The 16,526-nt window shown below is 39.4% G+C and carries 15 protein-coding genes; 11 read left to right on the forward strand and 4 right to left on the reverse strand.

What is annotated here, in order from left to right; translation table 11 throughout:
* The first annotated feature begins 47 nt into the window (after positions 1–47).
* The 6 genes from EKM98_RS01590 to EKM98_RS01615 all read left to right on the forward strand — a co-directional run bounded on the left by EKM98_RS01590 (position 48) and on the right by EKM98_RS01615 (position 6,594).
* Positions 48–809: a DeoR/GlpR family DNA-binding transcription regulator gene (locus tag EKM98_RS01590; RefSeq protein ID WP_164512646.1), complete on the forward strand. Its 762-nt coding sequence runs from the start codon at positions 48–50 to the stop codon at positions 807–809.
* A 10-nt stretch (positions 810–819) separates the two neighbouring features.
* Positions 820–2,181, forward strand: a complete 1,362-nt coding sequence (locus EKM98_RS01595; protein ID WP_125980073.1) for a PTS galactitol transporter subunit IIC — start codon at positions 820–822, stop codon at positions 2,179–2,181.
* A gap of 68 nt (positions 2,182–2,249) precedes the next feature.
* Entirely contained in the window at positions 2,250–3,062 is an 813-nt protein-coding gene (locus tag EKM98_RS01600; RefSeq protein ID WP_125980075.1) for an SDR family oxidoreductase, read from the forward strand.
* Between the two features lie 54 nt (positions 3,063–3,116).
* Complete coding sequence (locus EKM98_RS01605) at positions 3,117–4,109, forward strand: tagatose 1,6-diphosphate aldolase (RefSeq protein WP_125980077.1); 993 nt, start codon at positions 3,117–3,119, stop codon at positions 4,107–4,109.
* Positions 4,110–4,214: 105 nt separating this feature from the next.
* On the forward strand, positions 4,215–5,153 hold the full coding sequence (gene lacC / locus EKM98_RS01610) for a tagatose-6-phosphate kinase (protein ID WP_125980136.1): 939 nt from the start codon (positions 4,215–4,217) through the stop codon (positions 5,151–5,153).
* A gap of 838 nt (positions 5,154–5,991) precedes the next feature.
* Entirely contained in the window at positions 5,992–6,594 is a 603-nt protein-coding gene (locus EKM98_RS01615; protein WP_125980079.1) for a hypothetical protein, read from the forward strand.
* A 538-nt stretch (positions 6,595–7,132) separates the two neighbouring features.
* On the opposite strand, the gene EKM98_RS01620 is transcribed toward EKM98_RS01615, so the two are convergent.
* Complete coding sequence (locus EKM98_RS01620; RefSeq protein WP_125980081.1) at positions 7,133–8,041, reverse strand: helix-turn-helix transcriptional regulator; 909 nt, start codon at positions 8,039–8,041, stop codon at positions 7,133–7,135.
* 381 nt (positions 8,042–8,422) lie between these two features.
* On the opposite strand from EKM98_RS01620, the gene EKM98_RS01625 reads away from it, so the two are divergent.
* The gene (locus EKM98_RS01625) at positions 8,423–8,887 is read left to right on the forward strand and encodes a GyrI-like domain-containing protein (protein WP_125980082.1); all 465 of its coding nucleotides are present in this window, start codon (positions 8,423–8,425) and stop codon (positions 8,885–8,887) included.
* 585 nt (positions 8,888–9,472) lie between these two features.
* Entirely contained in the window at positions 9,473–10,039 is a 567-nt protein-coding gene (locus EKM98_RS01630; protein ID WP_125980084.1) for a hypothetical protein, read from the forward strand.
* 317 nt (positions 10,040–10,356) lie between these two features.
* Here EKM98_RS01630 and EKM98_RS01635 read toward each other — a convergent pair whose 3' ends face one another.
* Positions 10,357–11,205: an aldo/keto reductase gene (locus EKM98_RS01635; RefSeq protein WP_125980086.1), complete on the reverse strand. Its 849-nt coding sequence runs from the start codon at positions 11,203–11,205 to the stop codon at positions 10,357–10,359.
* Between the two features lie 388 nt (positions 11,206–11,593).
* Here EKM98_RS01635 and EKM98_RS01640 point away from each other — a divergent pair, with 388 nt between their 5' ends.
* Positions 11,594–12,022, forward strand: coding sequence for a MarR family winged helix-turn-helix transcriptional regulator (locus tag EKM98_RS01640; protein ID WP_164512647.1), 429 nt, complete (start codon positions 11,594–11,596; stop codon positions 12,020–12,022).
* A 763-nt stretch (positions 12,023–12,785) separates the two neighbouring features.
* Here the strand turns inward: EKM98_RS01640 and EKM98_RS01645 are convergent.
* On the reverse strand, positions 12,786–14,006 hold the full coding sequence (locus EKM98_RS01645) for an MFS transporter (protein WP_125980090.1): 1,221 nt from the start codon (positions 14,004–14,006) through the stop codon (positions 12,786–12,788).
* A 101-nt stretch (positions 14,007–14,107) separates the two neighbouring features.
* Positions 14,108–14,626, reverse strand: coding sequence for a transcription repressor NadR (locus tag EKM98_RS01650; RefSeq protein WP_125980091.1), 519 nt, complete (start codon positions 14,624–14,626; stop codon positions 14,108–14,110).
* A 132-nt stretch (positions 14,627–14,758) separates the two neighbouring features.
* Between EKM98_RS01650 and EKM98_RS01655 the strand changes: the two genes are divergently transcribed.
* Both EKM98_RS01655 and EKM98_RS12225 read left to right on the forward strand, forming a co-directional pair.
* A complete protein-coding gene (locus EKM98_RS01655; protein WP_125980093.1) occupies positions 14,759–15,115 on the forward strand; it encodes a hypothetical protein in 357 nt (118 codons plus the stop codon).
* A 608-nt stretch (positions 15,116–15,723) separates the two neighbouring features.
* A complete protein-coding gene (locus EKM98_RS12225; RefSeq protein ID WP_263853840.1) occupies positions 15,724–15,849 on the forward strand; it encodes a hypothetical protein in 126 nt (41 codons plus the stop codon).
* Positions 15,850–16,526 lie beyond the last annotated feature (677 nt).

Genomic DNA, 16,526 nt, shown 5'->3' on the forward strand with positions numbered 1-16,526 from the left:
TTGTGGTATTGTAAATATGTAAATTGAGATGAGAGGTGATGACTATTTTGGATGCAACGGCTAGAAGAATTGCAATTGTGAAAATTATGGAAGAAAATCATTCTGTTAAAATTTCTGAATTAACAAGTGCGCTAAACGTTACCCGGGAAACTGTTCGGCGTGATTTGAATAATTTGGAGGAGCGAAAGCTTGTAAGAATAGTTCGAGGGGGAGCAATATTAAACGTCCCTAAAAACGAAACTTCTTATGATAAGCGCTTACGTGTAAACAGTAAGCAAAAAGAAGATATTGCAAGTGAATTTTGTAAGTATGTACAAGAGGATGACACAATATACCTTGACTTTGGTACTACGAGTCTCTCTGTTGCAAAAAAAATTAAGCAATTTAAGCATTTAACAATTGTGACTAATTCATTACCAATTATCAATGAGCTTTACAAATCCAAAAATATTCAATTGTTTGTGTTAGGGGGATTGGTAAGAAGAAATGAAGGTTCTTTTTTTGGAGAAGTAGCGCTACAAGCAATTAGTTCAATTAACATTAATGTTGGCTTTTTTAGTGGCGGTGGCATTGATGCCAAATTTGGATTATCTAATCATCATTTGGGCGAATCCAATCTAACTCGTGCCATTTTAAAACATTGTCAAACAATAGTAGTTGGTATCGATCATACAAAATTTGGGAATGTATTTGCTCAACGTATTATGCCAATTCGACAAATGGATTTATTGATAACAGATTTTATAACCGATAAAAAATTAGTAGACAACCTAAAACAGAATACGAATTTGATATTAACAGAAAAATGAGGTGAAATGAATGCAAGTTATTCAGTATATAGTTAACTTGGGCGCATCAGTAATGATTCCGATAGTCATTTTTATTGTCGGTTTACTATTTGGTAACGGAATTGGAAAGTCATTAAAATCAGGTATTTCAATTGGTATTGGTTTTACTGGGATTAATCTTGTAATTTCATTATTAACGAATAATTTAGGCAAGGCCGCAGAAGCAATGGCGCAAAATTTTCATATGGGATTAAGTGTGGTTGATATTGGCTGGCCCGGAACTTCGCCTATGGCTTGGGCCTCCAATATGGGACTCATCGCAATTCCAATCGCAATTTTAGTTAACGTAGTTATGCTTGTTACTCGTATGACAAAAGTTGTGAACGTTGATATTTGGAATATATGGCATATGGCCTTTACAGGGGCTATTGTTCAGCTAGCAACAGGAAGCTATGTTTGGGGAATTGTAGGTATTTGCGTACATGCAGCAATTGCTTATAAACTTGGTGATATTTTCAAGCCAGTGACGGATAATTTCTTCGGGCTGGAAGGAATTTCAATACCACATGGGACCTCGGCCTACATGGGTATTTTTGCAAAGCCAATTGACGACTTAATTGATAAAATTCCGGTTATTAATAAAATTAATATTACGGCGGATACAATTGAAAAACGTTTTGGTGTTTTAGGGCAACCTTCAATTCTTGGAGCTGCTTTAGGTCTAATTATTGGTTTATTAGCCAAATTTACGGTCGGTAAGTCTCTAGAATTAGCTATCCAAATGGCTACAGTTATGGTATTAATGCCAGTTGTTGTTAAGTTTATTATGGAAGGACTCATTCCTATTTCTCAGTCTGCTAAGAGAATAATGGATAAGCACTTTAAAAATAGTGAATTTACAATTGGTATGGATCCAGCCCTTTTACTAGGTAATTCGGATGTTATAGCTGCAGGATTACTCTTTGTACCTATTACTTTGTTGATTGCGATGATTGTTCCTGGCAATAAAGTTTTACCTTTTGGTGACTTGGCAACTATTGGATTCTTTGTAGCCATTGCAACCGGTGTTCATAAAGGTAACATCTTCCGTGTATTAATTTCAGGATCAGTTATTATGTTCATTACTATCTGGATTTCTAATCAAATGTATACTTTACAAGATAAGTTAGGTCGCGCCACAGGTCTACTCAAGGCCGGTAAAAAAGTGTCATCACTTGATCAGGCTGGTAGCCCAATTACTTATTTATTAACAAAGGGTATATCAAAAGAAATGTCAATTGGTTTCTTTGTAATTTTAGTCTTATTTGTAAGCGCATTCGCGTATACCTATATTGCATATAAGCGAAATAGATTATACGTTACTGACGATAAAGAAGAAACAGAGACTAAATAATATTGTAATTCACATGATTTTGTAAGCGCTATTTTTGAACTTAACTTTAGTTTTAAGGAGAGATTTTTATGAGTGAGAATAATTCAAGTTGGTTAGGTATTGATGGTAAAGTTTTCGTTGTAACAGGTGGATCATCAGGAATTGGACAGCATATTGTAAATGAATTACTAAGTGACGGTTCAAAAGTTGTTAACGCCGATTTGAAGGATGATGGCCGGAAAGACAGCAACTTTTTATATGTAAAAACTGATGTAACTAAAAAGACGGATGCGGATAACGCAGTATCTGAGGCCGTAAAGCATTTTGGAACAGTTGATGGACTAGTTAATAACGCTGGGATTAATATTCCACGTGTCCTAGTTGATCCAGTCGATCCAGATGGTAAATATGTTATTGATGAGGCAAACTACGATAAAATGTTTGCTGTTAATGTTAAAAGTGTCTTTTTAATGTCATCTGCAGTGGCCAAAGTGCTGGCTAAGCAAAAGCATGGGGTTATTGTAAATATGTCTTCTGAATCTGGGTTAGAAGGTTCGCAAGGTGCCGGTATGTATTCTGGAACAAAGGGTGCAATTAATGGCTTTACTCGTGCATGGGCCAAAGAATTAGGACAATATAATGTTCGTTGTATTGGGGTTGCACCTGGTGTATTAGAGGCGACTGGATTACGCACACTCTCATATGAAGAAGGTTTGGCTTATTCACGACATAAAACTGTTGAACAATTACGTGCCGGGTATGCTAATACTTCAACGATTCCTTTAGGACGTAGCGGTAAATTAGTTGAAGTGGCTAATTTGGTTGCTTTCTTCTTATCCGATCGAGCTGGATACATGACTGGTCAAACAGTAAATGTTTCTGGTGGTAAATCACGTGGATAGAAAGTTTTATGATCTTACCTTTGGCTCATGGAGAATTAGGGAGACTAAAAAGATATGAATAAAGAAAAATATGAACATTTAAAGAATTTATCAACTCCAGACGGTGTTATCAGTGCACTAGCAATTGATCAGCGTGGATCTCTAAAAAAAATGCTAGCGGCAAACAGTAAGGATGGCAAACAAAGCGGTTATGATATTATTAAGTTTAAAAAGGCCATCTCACAGGAACTAACACCTTATGCTTCAGCAATTTTACTTGATCCGGAATATGGTTTACCAGCGGCCGAAGTTCGTGATGAAGATGCAGGTTTACTAATGTCCTATGAAAAGACGGGCTATGATACAACGCAACCGGGTCGTTTTCCAGATTTATTAGAATACTGGTCTGTTAGACGTTTGAAGGAAAAAGGTGTAAATGCAATAAAGTTTCTTCTTTATTATGATGCTGATGAGGCCAATGATATTAATGATCGTAAGCAGGCATTTGTTGAGCGAGTTGGGGCAGAAGCAGATGAATATAACTTACCGTTTTTCTTAGAATTGGTTTCGTATGATGCTAATATTTCAGATGTAAAAAGTGCTAAATATGCAAAGGTTAAACCGCATAAAGTATTGGAGTTAACTAAAGAATTTTCTAAACCTAAATATCAAGTTACTGTTTTGAAGGTGGAAATCCCAGTAAATATGACGTTTGTTGAGGGATATACTAAAAATAGTGACCTGCCCGTGTATACACAAGATGAGGCATCTAAATATTTTAAAGAACAGAGTGATTTAACTGATTTACCGTTCATCTTTCTCAGTGCTGGTGTTAGCAATGAACTATTCCTAGATGAATTAAGATTTGCCAAAAAGGCAAACTCCAAATTTAATGGGGTACTTTGTGGACGAGCTACTTGGAAGCCAGGAGTTGAACCATTTGCCAAAAACGGTGAAGAAGCTGGTAGAGAATGGATGAGGACAGAAGGAAAAGCAAATATTGAACGATTAAATGAAGTATTAGCTGAGACGGCCTCATCGTGGAAAGAAAAAATAGAAAATAGTTAATAACATTTTCTAATAATGCTATGACATTCATATATCTAATACATTGGTATAACTTGTAGAGGAAAATGATGCATAGCATTTTTTAATAAAAGGAGAATGATTAATTTGATTTTGACTGTAACAATGAATCCTTCAATTGATATGTCTTACCCAGTTGACCATTTAAAAATTGACGATGTAAATCGAGTAACGGACGTTAGAAAAACAGCGGGCGGAAAAGGATTAAATGTAACTCGTGTTATTCATCAGTTAGGAAAAAGTGTTGTTGCAACAGGAATTATTGGTGGCTACTTTGGTAAATTTATTGAAGCGCGGTTAGATGATGATAAAATTAAACACGACTTTTTTCGGATTAACCAAGAAACACGGAATTCTATTGCAATTTTACATGATGATGGCAAACAAACCGAAATTCTGGAACCAGGTCCTCAAATAAATACAGAACAATCGCAATCATTTTTACAGTACTATCAGTCCTTGCTGAAAAATTGTTCATTAATTACAATGTCTGGTAGTTTGCCAAGAGGGTTGAATGATGATTTCTACTCTCAAATGATAAAAATTACCCATATGAACAGTACTAAAGTTTTATTGGATACTTCTGGGGCAGCACTTAAAGCAGCGCTTTTAAATGACGATAAGCCGAATCTCATTAAGCCAAATGAAGAAGAATTACAACAATTAATTAATAAAAATATTGATATTTCTGATTTGGATCAGTTAAAGCTTGCTCTTTCAAATTCAATCTTTGATGGAATAGAATGGATCTGTGTTTCATTAGGTGGTGCGGGTGCTTTTGCTAAGCATTTTAACCAATTTTATCAAATTAAAATTCCTAAAATTAGTGTTATTAATCCAGTTGGTTCTGGAGACTCAACATTAGCAGGTTTGGCTGTATCTATAGAAGAAAATAGAAATGATATTGATATATTGAAAACTGCTATGACTACTGGAATGTTAAATACTATGGAAAAACAAACTGGTTTTATAAACCCTGATTTATTTGATGAGTATTTTGAGAAAGTACAAGTTAATAAAAGATAAAAGTTCAATAATGTTCATGTTAAATTTGAATTGTTTCAAAGCAGCAACTAACCCATCTTGGTTATGAGCCTACTTGAGTTCACAAAAGATAATGAAATTGAGGTTGTTTCTTAGCCCAATGAATTCTAGTTAAAAAAATTGCGAAGAATCGTATAAAAGGTCCGCTAAAATTAGACTTAATCGTCTGAATTTAGCGGGCTTTTTTATTGAAAAATCGTGGTCATAACTTTGTGATGAAATGGAGCGCTGGCACTTTTCTGTTCAGGCGGCTGTTAGGCAGGTAAACGAAAGTATTTTAAAAATGAGTCAGCAATTAGAAAAAAATTTTGCTTATTTTTCAGCGGATTCAATACTAAACAAATTAGTTAAACAATAGTGCCTATTATAGAGCTAAAGATAATATGCTCAACTAGCTATGATACGAACTTAATAAAAATAATAAGTCATAAAAATAGAATTATTAGTATCTAAAATAGCCTAATTTAGTTTAGTTACTTTTTACAAGTGCTCACTTATTTCTGAAATTGGTTGTTCTAACTGCTATTTTGCTGGTCAAATTTGTTCAAAGTCCTTTGTTATCAGCGCTGTTATCAGCGCTTTCAGCCTGCTAACTCCTTGCGGGACTAAGGGTTCCATGTTATTGTTTTAGAGCTGCCTTGGGCCAGATGGCTCTGTCGCTACTGGCATAAATTTAAAATTGGGTGACGTTGTTGGGAGAATTTTTGGCGCATGTTCTAAGTAATGCTTTGAAATAGTAAGCGGCCATGAATTTTATCCTAGTCTCACTACAGGTCACGACACAGCAGGATCAAAACAAAAACGTTAAGGGGTTTACGAGATGAAGACGAATAAAATGAAAAAAGTGTTATTTATTGCTGCCGCGGTACTTGTAGTTGGTTTTGCCGGCTTTGGTGTTAAAACTTTTGCCGATAACTTTTGGAGTGGACACGCGGACGTTACGGCGATTAACGCTGATTTGGATAAATTGGATAGCACATTAAAGCAAAAAAATGAAGCACTAGCCACGGCCAAAAGCAATTTGACGCAGGCCCAATCTGAGCTGACTAACGCGCAACAGACTGTCAAAACAGACGAGGCCAAATTAACTGATTTGCAAAATCAATTGGACGCTAAAAATACGCAATATAATACCGACATGGCGGCTAAAGACAGTCAAATTCAACAAAAGACCAACGAGATCAACCAGAAAATTAAAGAAGGCCAGGCCAATGTTAATGCTAAGCAGGCCGAACTAGATACAGCTAACCAAAAAATTTCAACTTTAAATTCGACTATTTCTGATTTACAAAATCAATTGGCCCAAGAAAAAACTAAGTCAACTGACGCTGATGAAACAAAGAAGGAACTGCTCCAGGCGCAACAGGATGTTAAAGATACCCGCGCTAAGGCGGACAGTATCGTTAATGAGAACCAACAATAAATTAGAGAGTGTTCGAAAAAGCGGTTAGATTCTGAGGATTATTAGCACAACTCGCTAATAATCTTGATACTTCATACGTTGTCCATTCAACTACGGCGAAAATCGCCAATTTGAAACATGGCAACCGCAGGAATCTGCTTTTTCGAACACGTTTCAGAAGAGAGTGCCCAAAAAAGCGTCTAGGTTCTGAGCATCAGCCTAGATCACCGAATTATCTGTGAAACAGATGATTTGGTGATCGTAGCTGAGCGCAGGAACCTGCTTTTTTTGGCACGTTTATGTCAAGTGAGTCTGGAGAACACCAGTAAGCATATTTCCAAACACGACTTAGGTTTCTAAAATTAGTGGGTTGCTAAAAACTTTTATCGTTAAGTGAAGGTCGAGTCATTTGTTCCTAACAAAAATCGTCTGTTAATGGAGAATCTTCAATGAAGATCTTCGTTACTGGGTGATTTTTAGTCAGGAACTTTTGACACGACCTTTTTAGTTTGATTAAGCAAATTCAATTAAAAATACTGCAAAATTAGTTTCCCAGCCACTAATATTGTGCCAACAGCCGCGTTAAAAAAAGCTTGAAATCCGCAATGTAGTTGTCTGGTGCTAGTATTTTTAAATGACTGCCAAAGTTGGCTAAGTAGCGGTAACCTTCCTCATGTTGGGGAACGGTGATTTCAAGAATGTCGTGGGCCGCATCAAGTTTAGTCAATGAACTAGTACCGAAACGCTCGACAAAATGGTCACGGATGATATTATCGATCCTAATTTTGATGGTAGTCATTTTAAATTTAGGTTGGCGTCGGGCAGTTGTTGTGGCCAAGGCACCAGATCGCGGCGCAAAGTGCTTGTTCAGCGTCGTTGCTTGAATAATACGCGCCAGTTTGAAAGTACGATAATCGGCGCGGTTGAGACTATAAGCGCGTAAATACCAGCTGGCCTCCCTGGCCTGAAGTTGGTAAGGCTCAATTATTCGGGTTGTTTTCACACCTTGGCCATCAATATAAGCAAGCCGGACTAAAAAATGATCCTTGGTGGCGGCCTGCAAATTATTTAGCACCGTCGTTAACTCATTGCGGCCCTTCCAGGAATGAAAAGAAATGGAGACGCCATTGGGGGCGATATCCTGTGGCACCATGCTCTGAATCTTAGCCATTGTCGCCTTGAGGTCGTCACTAAGTAGCAGATTTTCAAAACCATTCAGTGCCGTTAAAATGTTTTCAAGGTCACTAACTGCTAATAAACGCTTGTCGAATTTATACGTGGGCATAATGCCGTAACCACCGTTTGCGCCGCGCAACGCGTAAATTGGAACGTTGGCCAAACTTAGTGTCTCCATGTCCCGAATAATGGTTCGTTTGCTGACGTGAAAAAGATCGGCCAATTTTTGTGCCGAAATTATTTTGTGTTCTAGTAAGACCATCACAAGAGCTATTAGACGTTCGATTCGCAAAAAATCATCCCCCAACAATTATTTATTAATGGTGACAGATAGTTGTCATTATTCCTAGATTATACTGCGAATGCAAAATAAAACCTAAGGAGTGTTTGGAAAAGCGGTTAGATTATGGAGTATAGCCTACTACTCCGCAATGGAAGCGGAATATTAGCAAAGAACGCTAATATTCTTTGATGCTACGGACGTTGACCATTCTTGTGGCGAGAACCTTGCCGCAAGAAACATGGCAGCCGGGCGAAAAGAGACGCGCAGCGGATCGTTTGACCGGCGTAGCTATACTCCATAATCTGCCTTTTCAAACACGTTTCCACCAAATTGGTCAGGAAAATACTAGTAAGAGTATTTTCCAAATAAAACCTAAGGAGATCTTCAAAGATGACATTTTCAATTACTACTTTACCAGAACAACGAATTGCGGGCCTTTCAACCGTTCTACCAACGCCAAAATCCTACGCCGAGATGGCGGAAATGAGTAAGGTAAAGACGGATTACCTAGAAAAATTGGCGCAAGCAGATTTGGCCGCCATTGCCACCGATCAGCATTTTTATGGGGTTAATTACAACGCTAATGGTGACCAGAATTATTTGGCCGGAGTCAAAGTGATCAAGCTTCCAGCAGGCTATACAGATTTTACAGTTGCCGCCGGACAGTACGCCAAATTCACCACTAAGGCCGCCAGCCGTAACGCGATCGATCAATTTATTGGTCAATCCTATGGCGAATTGGCCCAGTCAGCGGATTATCAGGTTGCTGGTAATTTTAATTTAGAAGTTGTCGACAGCTTTATTGATGGTAAGACGGCTGAATTCAGTATTTACATGCCGGTGACAGGTAAGTAAAAATTAAATAATGGCGTAGAAAAAGGTTGCAGTGGAACTAAATTTAGTTCTGCTGGCGGACTTTTTCTACGCTATTTTTATTTATTGCTGACGGTGGATTCGAATGCTTATAATAAAATCAATTTGTGGGATTTAGTTAATTACAAAATTTGGGTAGGCCAAATTTAATTGATAAGTATAGCAACGATAGCGTTTACTAAAATGACCATCGCTGTTAAAATGGACTTATAGTAAGATTAGGTATCTTAACGAATGTAAGGTGGAATGGATCAGCCTTTTATAATGAAATTGGCTATCCTGAAAAGATAATTTTACGAACACTTTATTGGGTTTTGGAAAAAAACGACCGCTGAATGCATTATTTTTGGGAAAATAAAGACATATTTAAGGTCAGTACTGGAAGGTGTAAAGGTTGTTTTAAAGCTAGCTGGTTACCTGAATTGTTAAAAAGGTGGATAGTTAAAGGCCATTTAAAAAGGAGTTTAACTGAAGAAAATCGTTGATATTATAAATTGGATTTACCTTGATCTAATCAGGACATCGTATTTAGAGCGGCCCCTAGCCTAATTAATTGGAGGAGTGATTATGATTAAACGTAAAAAGCTGTTTGGGCTAATCTTTTTGGCTTTTGCCAGTTTACTTTTAGCCATTGTTTACCCTAATCAATCGGTTAATGCCAATATTAGAAAATATGATAATCGCACGGTTAAAGTACAAAAAATGAAAACTTATAAGGTGGGCGTAACTGACACCGCTTGGGCTGGGACCCACGTTAAAATTAGTCGCGTGAAGGTGGTTAAATTTAAAAAATTTAAGGATCCTATCACTAAAAAAACGTACCACGGCTATGTTGCCGTCAAAATGTCCGTCAATCCGACACAACGTGATATTAGTTTTAATCCAACGTTAGGCAGTGTACTGACGTCTGATGGTCAGCAAGTAGATGCCGATGGCTTTGACAGCGGTTCTTGGGATGGAGATCTGGACAAAGGTGTCAAAAGATCTGGAACCGTTTATTTCAACCTGACCAAGTTAAAGAACCCGAAAAAGATTAAAAGTATCCGTTTAAAGTGGGACGCCGATTACGAAACCGACGATGTTAACGATAATAATGCCAATAAAACGTATGATATTACGGTTAACTTGCACTAGGAGAGTGTTTGAAAAAGGCGGTTCGAGTCTAATCCGCAATTATGGATTATTAACGGTTTCGCTGACGCTGTCGATCAGACTAAGATGTAACAAAGTCTAAATCGCTAACAATCTTGCTGTCCCGGCTTGTTGTCCGTTCAACTACGACAAAAATGGCAACGTTGAGGAATGAAATACTGGTTAATTTTTTTCGATTTCATCAACAAATAAAAAAGTGTTAATCATCCGCGCCGGAAGCACTGTTTCGGCGGAGAAATGATTAACACTTTTTAAGTTACTTAAATTATCAATCCTAGGAAAAAAGGTAAGCTAACGGTCTAACCTTGTGTCGCGTTATGGGAATGGCTTGGCGCCGTATCGGGCATAGCGTTCAGAGATGCCATATCTTGGGCACTAATTTCAAAATCAAGTTGTGCATTATTTTTGATGTGATCAGTGCCGACAGCTTTTGGTAATGGCAAAATGTCGTTTTGTAAACAGAAGCGTAAGGCTAATTGAGCCACGCTAACGTCATACTTTGCGGCTAATTGTTTCATTTCCTGGTTGTTGAGCAGGCCGCCAGTTGCCAATGGGGAGTAGGCTTCAACCAAAATATCATTTTTCTTGGCGAATTCAGTGATTTTTGGTTCAGTGTAGCCAACGTAGTACTGAATTTGATCGACCATTGGTTTAATTTTAGCGTTGGGCAAAATGTTTTCTAAGTCGTGCACGTTGAAATTAGAAACGCCAATAGCTTTAACTTTGCCAGTTGCGTAGATATCTTCCATTGCCCGCCAAACTTCTTTGTTTTCTTTGTCGCAATTTTTGCCAATTTCGGTCCATGGCCACGGCGCGTGAACCAAGTACAAATCCAAGTAGTCAACGTCTAATTGTTCCATCGTGCTATTGAAGTCCGTCATTGCGCCGTCGTAGCTCTTAGTTGCACCAGGTAATTTCGAAGTGACAAAAATATCCTCCCGCGCAATACCAGAATCGCGAATTGCCCGGCCGACATCACTTTCATTTTGATAGGCCTTGGCAGTATCAATGTGCCGGTAGCCAATTTTCAACGCCTCAGCGGCGGCATTATAAGCCGTTTCGCCAACTGGAACTTGCCACATGCCAAAGCCAACTTTAGGAATTTTGGTGCCATTAGTTAAGTTAAATGTATCTGTTAAAATTGCCATATTTCCACCTACTTTTAATTTTTAATTACACATCTATTATACGCGTATTGAAATGAAAGCGAATTAAATGAGCTTGGTTTAATCTGGCGTATATTTCAAGCACGCTTACACTGAATTAGCCGCAAAGTGATTTTCCAAACATAAGTACGGAAGGCCAATTTTTAAGCAGCTTTAGGCCAAAGTGATCTAGAAAGTACACTGATAAAATTAATTTCCACTTCAGCGTTAAATTAACACTACTTAATTATAATTAATCGACCGTGAAGTGGTAATTAGTTGTTAGTACAATTATCATTTAAACAATATTAAGTACAAACAAGTATTTGATTAACAATAGATACTTGACTATACTGTTGCTAAAGGTAACTAATTGAAAGCAGGCATAAAATTGAAAATCGATAACTCGAATAATTTATCGGAGCGACTTCATTTGGTTGTTGCCCAGGAAACTGATTTTATTCACGCCCAACTGAGCGAGTTAGGGCTAAATAATCAGCAGGCGCGCCTATTAAAATACGTTAGTGAGCACCCGGGCACAATTCAGAAGGATGTTGCCCAATACCTCAATCGCCAAAATGCCACCATCACCAACATGCTGAAGCTGATGGCCAAGCGGGGCTACATTGTCCGCAAGATTCCGGCTGACAACGAACGCCAAAAACAAATCTTCCTTGAGCCAAAAGGTGAAAAATTACTCGGCTCAATTAACACAACCTTTGCCTCACTTGAAGCAGAGGTCGAGGCTGCCATCCCCGAAAAAGAACAGGCCGCGTTTGTCCGTAATTTGGAACGAATTATGAAAAAATTAGAACAGTAAGAGTGTTTGAAAAAGCGGTTAGATTATGGAGTATAGCCTAGACGGGCGAAAAGAGACGCGCAGCGGATCGTTCGACTGGCGTAGCTATACGCAATAATCTGCTTTTTCAAACACGTTTCCGCTAAACTAAAAATAGAAGTGAGAGCGTATTCTCTAAACACACTTAGCTAGGCGAAAAGAGACGCGCAGCGGATCGTTCGACCGGCGTAGCTATACGCAATAATCTGCTTTTTCAAACACGTTTCCGCAAAACTAAACATAGAAGTGAGGGCATATTTCCAAACACACTTAGCTAGGCGAAAAGAGACGCGCAGCGGATCGTTCGACTAGCGTAGCTATACGCAATAATCTGCTTTTTCAAACACGTTTCCACCAAATCAGAGTGTCTCAAAAAGCGCCTAGGTTCCGAGCATTAGCCTAGCCTGCCGAATTATTCGCGCAGCGGATGATTTGGTGAGCGTAGCTAAGCACAGGAAGCTGCTTTTTTAGACACGTTTCCACGAAATCAGTCAGGGAAGGCCAAGTAAAGGCACTATACAACCGCGGCCTAAAAAGACGAAGTGACTGGCGTAGCTATACGCAGTAATCTGCTTTTTCAAACACGTTTCCATTAAATTGTCCAGGCAGATACAAATGAACGTATTTTCCAAAGGTAACTAAACGAAAGAAGCTGCCTTGTAGCACACATTTCATTTATACTGTAAAAAAGGCAACCACAACAAAAGCGAATTTTGTTATGGTTGCCTTTTTTTTCGTTCGAATTCTATTCACCTTGAACAGTATCATCCAGGCGCTGGCCCATGGTTTCTTTGCCAAGAAAAATAATGGCAAAAACGGCGATAATGATGGCAGCGCAGAAAATCCCGAAGATAACGGTGAAGGAGACACCCTTAGCGATCAAACTACCAACCATGATAGGGCCTAAAATGCCGCCAATCCGACCGACACCTGCGGCCATACCCGTTCCGGTGCCCCGAATGGTCAGTGGATATTGTTCTGGCGAGTAGGCGTAGAGCGTTCCCCAAGCACCCAGATTGAAAAATGAAAGTAACATGCCAAAAATTAAAATGGCCGCCAAGCCAGTGGCGTTACCGAAGCCCAGTGCGCTAACAGCCGTGCCCAGTAAAAAGAAAGATAGAACCCATTTACGACCTAGATGCTCAACTAACCAAGCCGCAACAAAATAACCAGGTAATTGGGCGAGGGTCATGATGAGTGTGTAGCCAAAGCTGTTGATTAGGCTGTAACCTTTTAGGACGAGAACGCTGGGAAGCCAGAGAAACATGCCGTAATAGGAAAAAACCACCATGAACCAAACGATCCAAAGCATTAAAGTGGATTTAAAGTAAGCAGGTTTCCATAAATCGGCCAGAGCCTTCCCTGTGGATGGCCGCTGACCAAATTCTTGGCGAACAAAGGCCTGCGATTCATGCAAACCGTAGCGCAGATAGAGTGCGTATAGTGCGGTTAAGGCCGAACCAAATAGGGCGATGCGCCAACCCCAAGTGGGAATCACAAAATATGAAACAAGTGCCGCCACTAACCAACCGCCAGCCCAAAAGCTTTCCAGTAAGACAACGGTTCGCCCGCGACTTTCTACCGGAACGTTTTCCGAAACAAGTGTTGAGGCAACTGGTAATTCGCCACCAAGCCCGGCGCCAACGAAGAAGCGTAAGACGAGAAACATAGTGTAGCCTGTGGTTAGCGCAGATAATCCGGTACCGATTGAGAAAAAGAGCAGCGTGATGATTAAAACATCTTTACGGCCATAACGATCAGCCAAGATGCCGAACAAAATTGCCCCAACCGCCATACCAATTGAGCTAACACTGCCAATCCAGCCCATTTGAACCTCGCTTAAATGCCATTCTGGTTTGAGTGCTGCGATAATAAAAGAAAGCATGCCAACATCCATTGCGTCAAATAACCAGGCCAGCCCCGCAACTGTTAATAGCCGCTTTGTTGCGGGTTTTTCATTTGTCATGATAAGTAATCCTCCCAAGTAAATTAAGATATGTAATGTTCGTTTAGGGTGTCTTGACACCTTAAACATAATCTTAGTAAACACTACTTAGGGGTGTCTTGTCAACTAGCTGGTTCGTACAAAATTCCAGCAGCGTGCAGACTTTGTTTGATTTGGGTTAGCTGAGCCTCATTTTCAAAGGTAATTGTGTGTAAATGGACACCGTCTGTGAGTTCCGCTAGGGGATGGCCTTTAAATTGATTTAATTTGCGGATGAATTGTTGAACGTCACCTAACGTTCGGATCGCTAATTGACCGCGCAACTGGCCGTAAAGTGGGTGTTCAACGAGGACATCGTTAACGCTGCCGCCGGCCTTAACAATCAGCGTTAGTTCTTGCTCAATATCGGCCGGGCGGTGACGACAAGCAATGATTGCCTGGTGACTACTATTGTGTTGGTACTCATAACCGCGGGGGGTAGCAACGATTGTTTCTCCCTGGGCGCGCATTAGGGCAATATCACCAACAATTGTTTGCCGACTGACGCCGAATTGTTTGGCAAAATGACTGGCGCTTATTGGTTGTGTTCCTGAAATTAGTGCGCCGCGAATTTGTTCTTGCCGTTTTTTTCCTGATAACATTTGGATCACCTCTGGTTGATTGTACCATGTTTGCTTGTGGACAAAGGATCAAAAAAAATCTGCTGTTTAACGACACCAGTTGCTTGTGCTATATTAAAGTTGGAAACTAAATTAGTGAGGTGTGTTGTTAGGATGACAGATAAAGAAGATAGTGTACTTGATCAAATTAATGCGCAATTGCGTCAGTTAGCGTTGGATCTGCGTAAACTTGGTGGAAAAACCAGCCATATTAGTCAATTCTTAACGCAAGAGCAGGCGATTCATGAAGTACGTGCGATTAGCCGTGAAGCGCAGCAAGTTGAACAGACCGTCCAAAAGGAACCTCTGTCTAAGAAAGAATTGGATACACTCCATTATATTGAAACTGAATTCGTTGATCTAGATGATACCTTGATTAATTTGTCGGATGACGCTGACAAATTAAAGAGCGTTATGGCCCAACACAAGGCATTGGATGCCGTTCAGAAAATATTGGCGGACGCTAAATAGATTTTTATTAGTAATGATTGAAAATAGTGATGTGAAATGGACGTTTGGTTTATTTTTAAGCGTGATCTAGGAGGCTGGGACAAAAGTTCTGGCCTTTTTTTATTTTCGATCATTATTCTAGAACCTGCGCCAAAAGTTTGTGTTCACGTGTTTAGCTGACGTTACGCAGTAAACCTAGAACCGACTTTTGGCACCCGCCATTGAATTTCTCCAAAAAAGGGCGCCAGTTTCCCACACAACTTATGCGCTAGTGAAGCCAACGCTGAGCAAACAAAGTTAAGGACACAAAAAAAGATCCTTACGGTTGGGTTGCCGTAAGGATCAAAAGGAGTAAGGGTGAGCCATCAGTTTGGGAGGACTGGTGACTCTTTTTTCATTACTTTGGAGGAGTAAAATGAAAAATTTGGGTTGTTTGGGTAAATAGGGATTACTGATCTCTATGTAAATTACTATACCGGTGAATTATGAAGAAAGTGTGACTGAATTCATAACAAATTGATAAGATGCCATTTCGAATAGTTAAGATAAAGTTAAGCTTATTTATGGCACTGGTAAAACGGACTTGCTATGCTAATAACATAATCAAAAACGTAGGGAGTGTCAGCGGTATGCCAAATGATCAAAAAGTCTGGACCTGTGCTTTATGTGGTGCAACTGAGCAGAACAAACGAACGCAACAACCAAAAAAAGATGGTTGTGAAATTTCCTATTGTGAGGAACATCGCTGGCGTTAGGCGCGGAGTGGGACAAAAGTCGGTTTTGGATTTACTGCGTAAGGTAGGCTAAGTCAATAACCAGATGATGGTTATTGACTTAGTTGTAGTCGTGTTTGAAAAAGCAGATTCCTGCGGTTGCCATGTTTCAACTTGGCGCTTTTCGCCGTAGTTGAATGGACAACGGATGAAGCAGCAAGATTATTAGCGTTTTGGGCTAATAATCCTCAATTGCGGAATAGTAGCTACAACAGTCAAATCACCTTTTTCAAAGGTAATTCGTCTGTTTAGGCTGCGACTCGGACTTTGTTTTATCCTAGTCCGATCGACAACGTCAGTAATCCTCAGAATCTAATCGCTTTTTCAAACACTTCCGTTAGGCACGTGAACCCGGACTTTTGGCGTACGTTCTAGAGTAATGTTCTGGCTAGTTTAGTTGTGTTCGGAAAATTAACTAGGAGCAGGCATAAAATCTCACCTTGAGAATTTTATGCCTGCTCCTAGTTTTTGTTCGCCACTAGATTTTAGAAATAAATGTAGCGTAGATAAAAATTTAAAATTATTTTGTACACTGGCTAACCTTATAAATAAACGCAACAAAAAATCAAGGCAACAAAAAAAGATCACTCAGTTGGGTTGCCAAGTGATCTAAAAGGAGTAAGGGTGAGTCACTGGTTGGGAAGACCAGCGGCTCTTTT

The sequence above is a fragment of the Loigolactobacillus iwatensis genome (genome assembly GCF_003950295.1).
GTDB classification, from domain to species: Bacteria; Bacillota; Bacilli; order Lactobacillales; family Lactobacillaceae; genus Loigolactobacillus; species Loigolactobacillus iwatensis.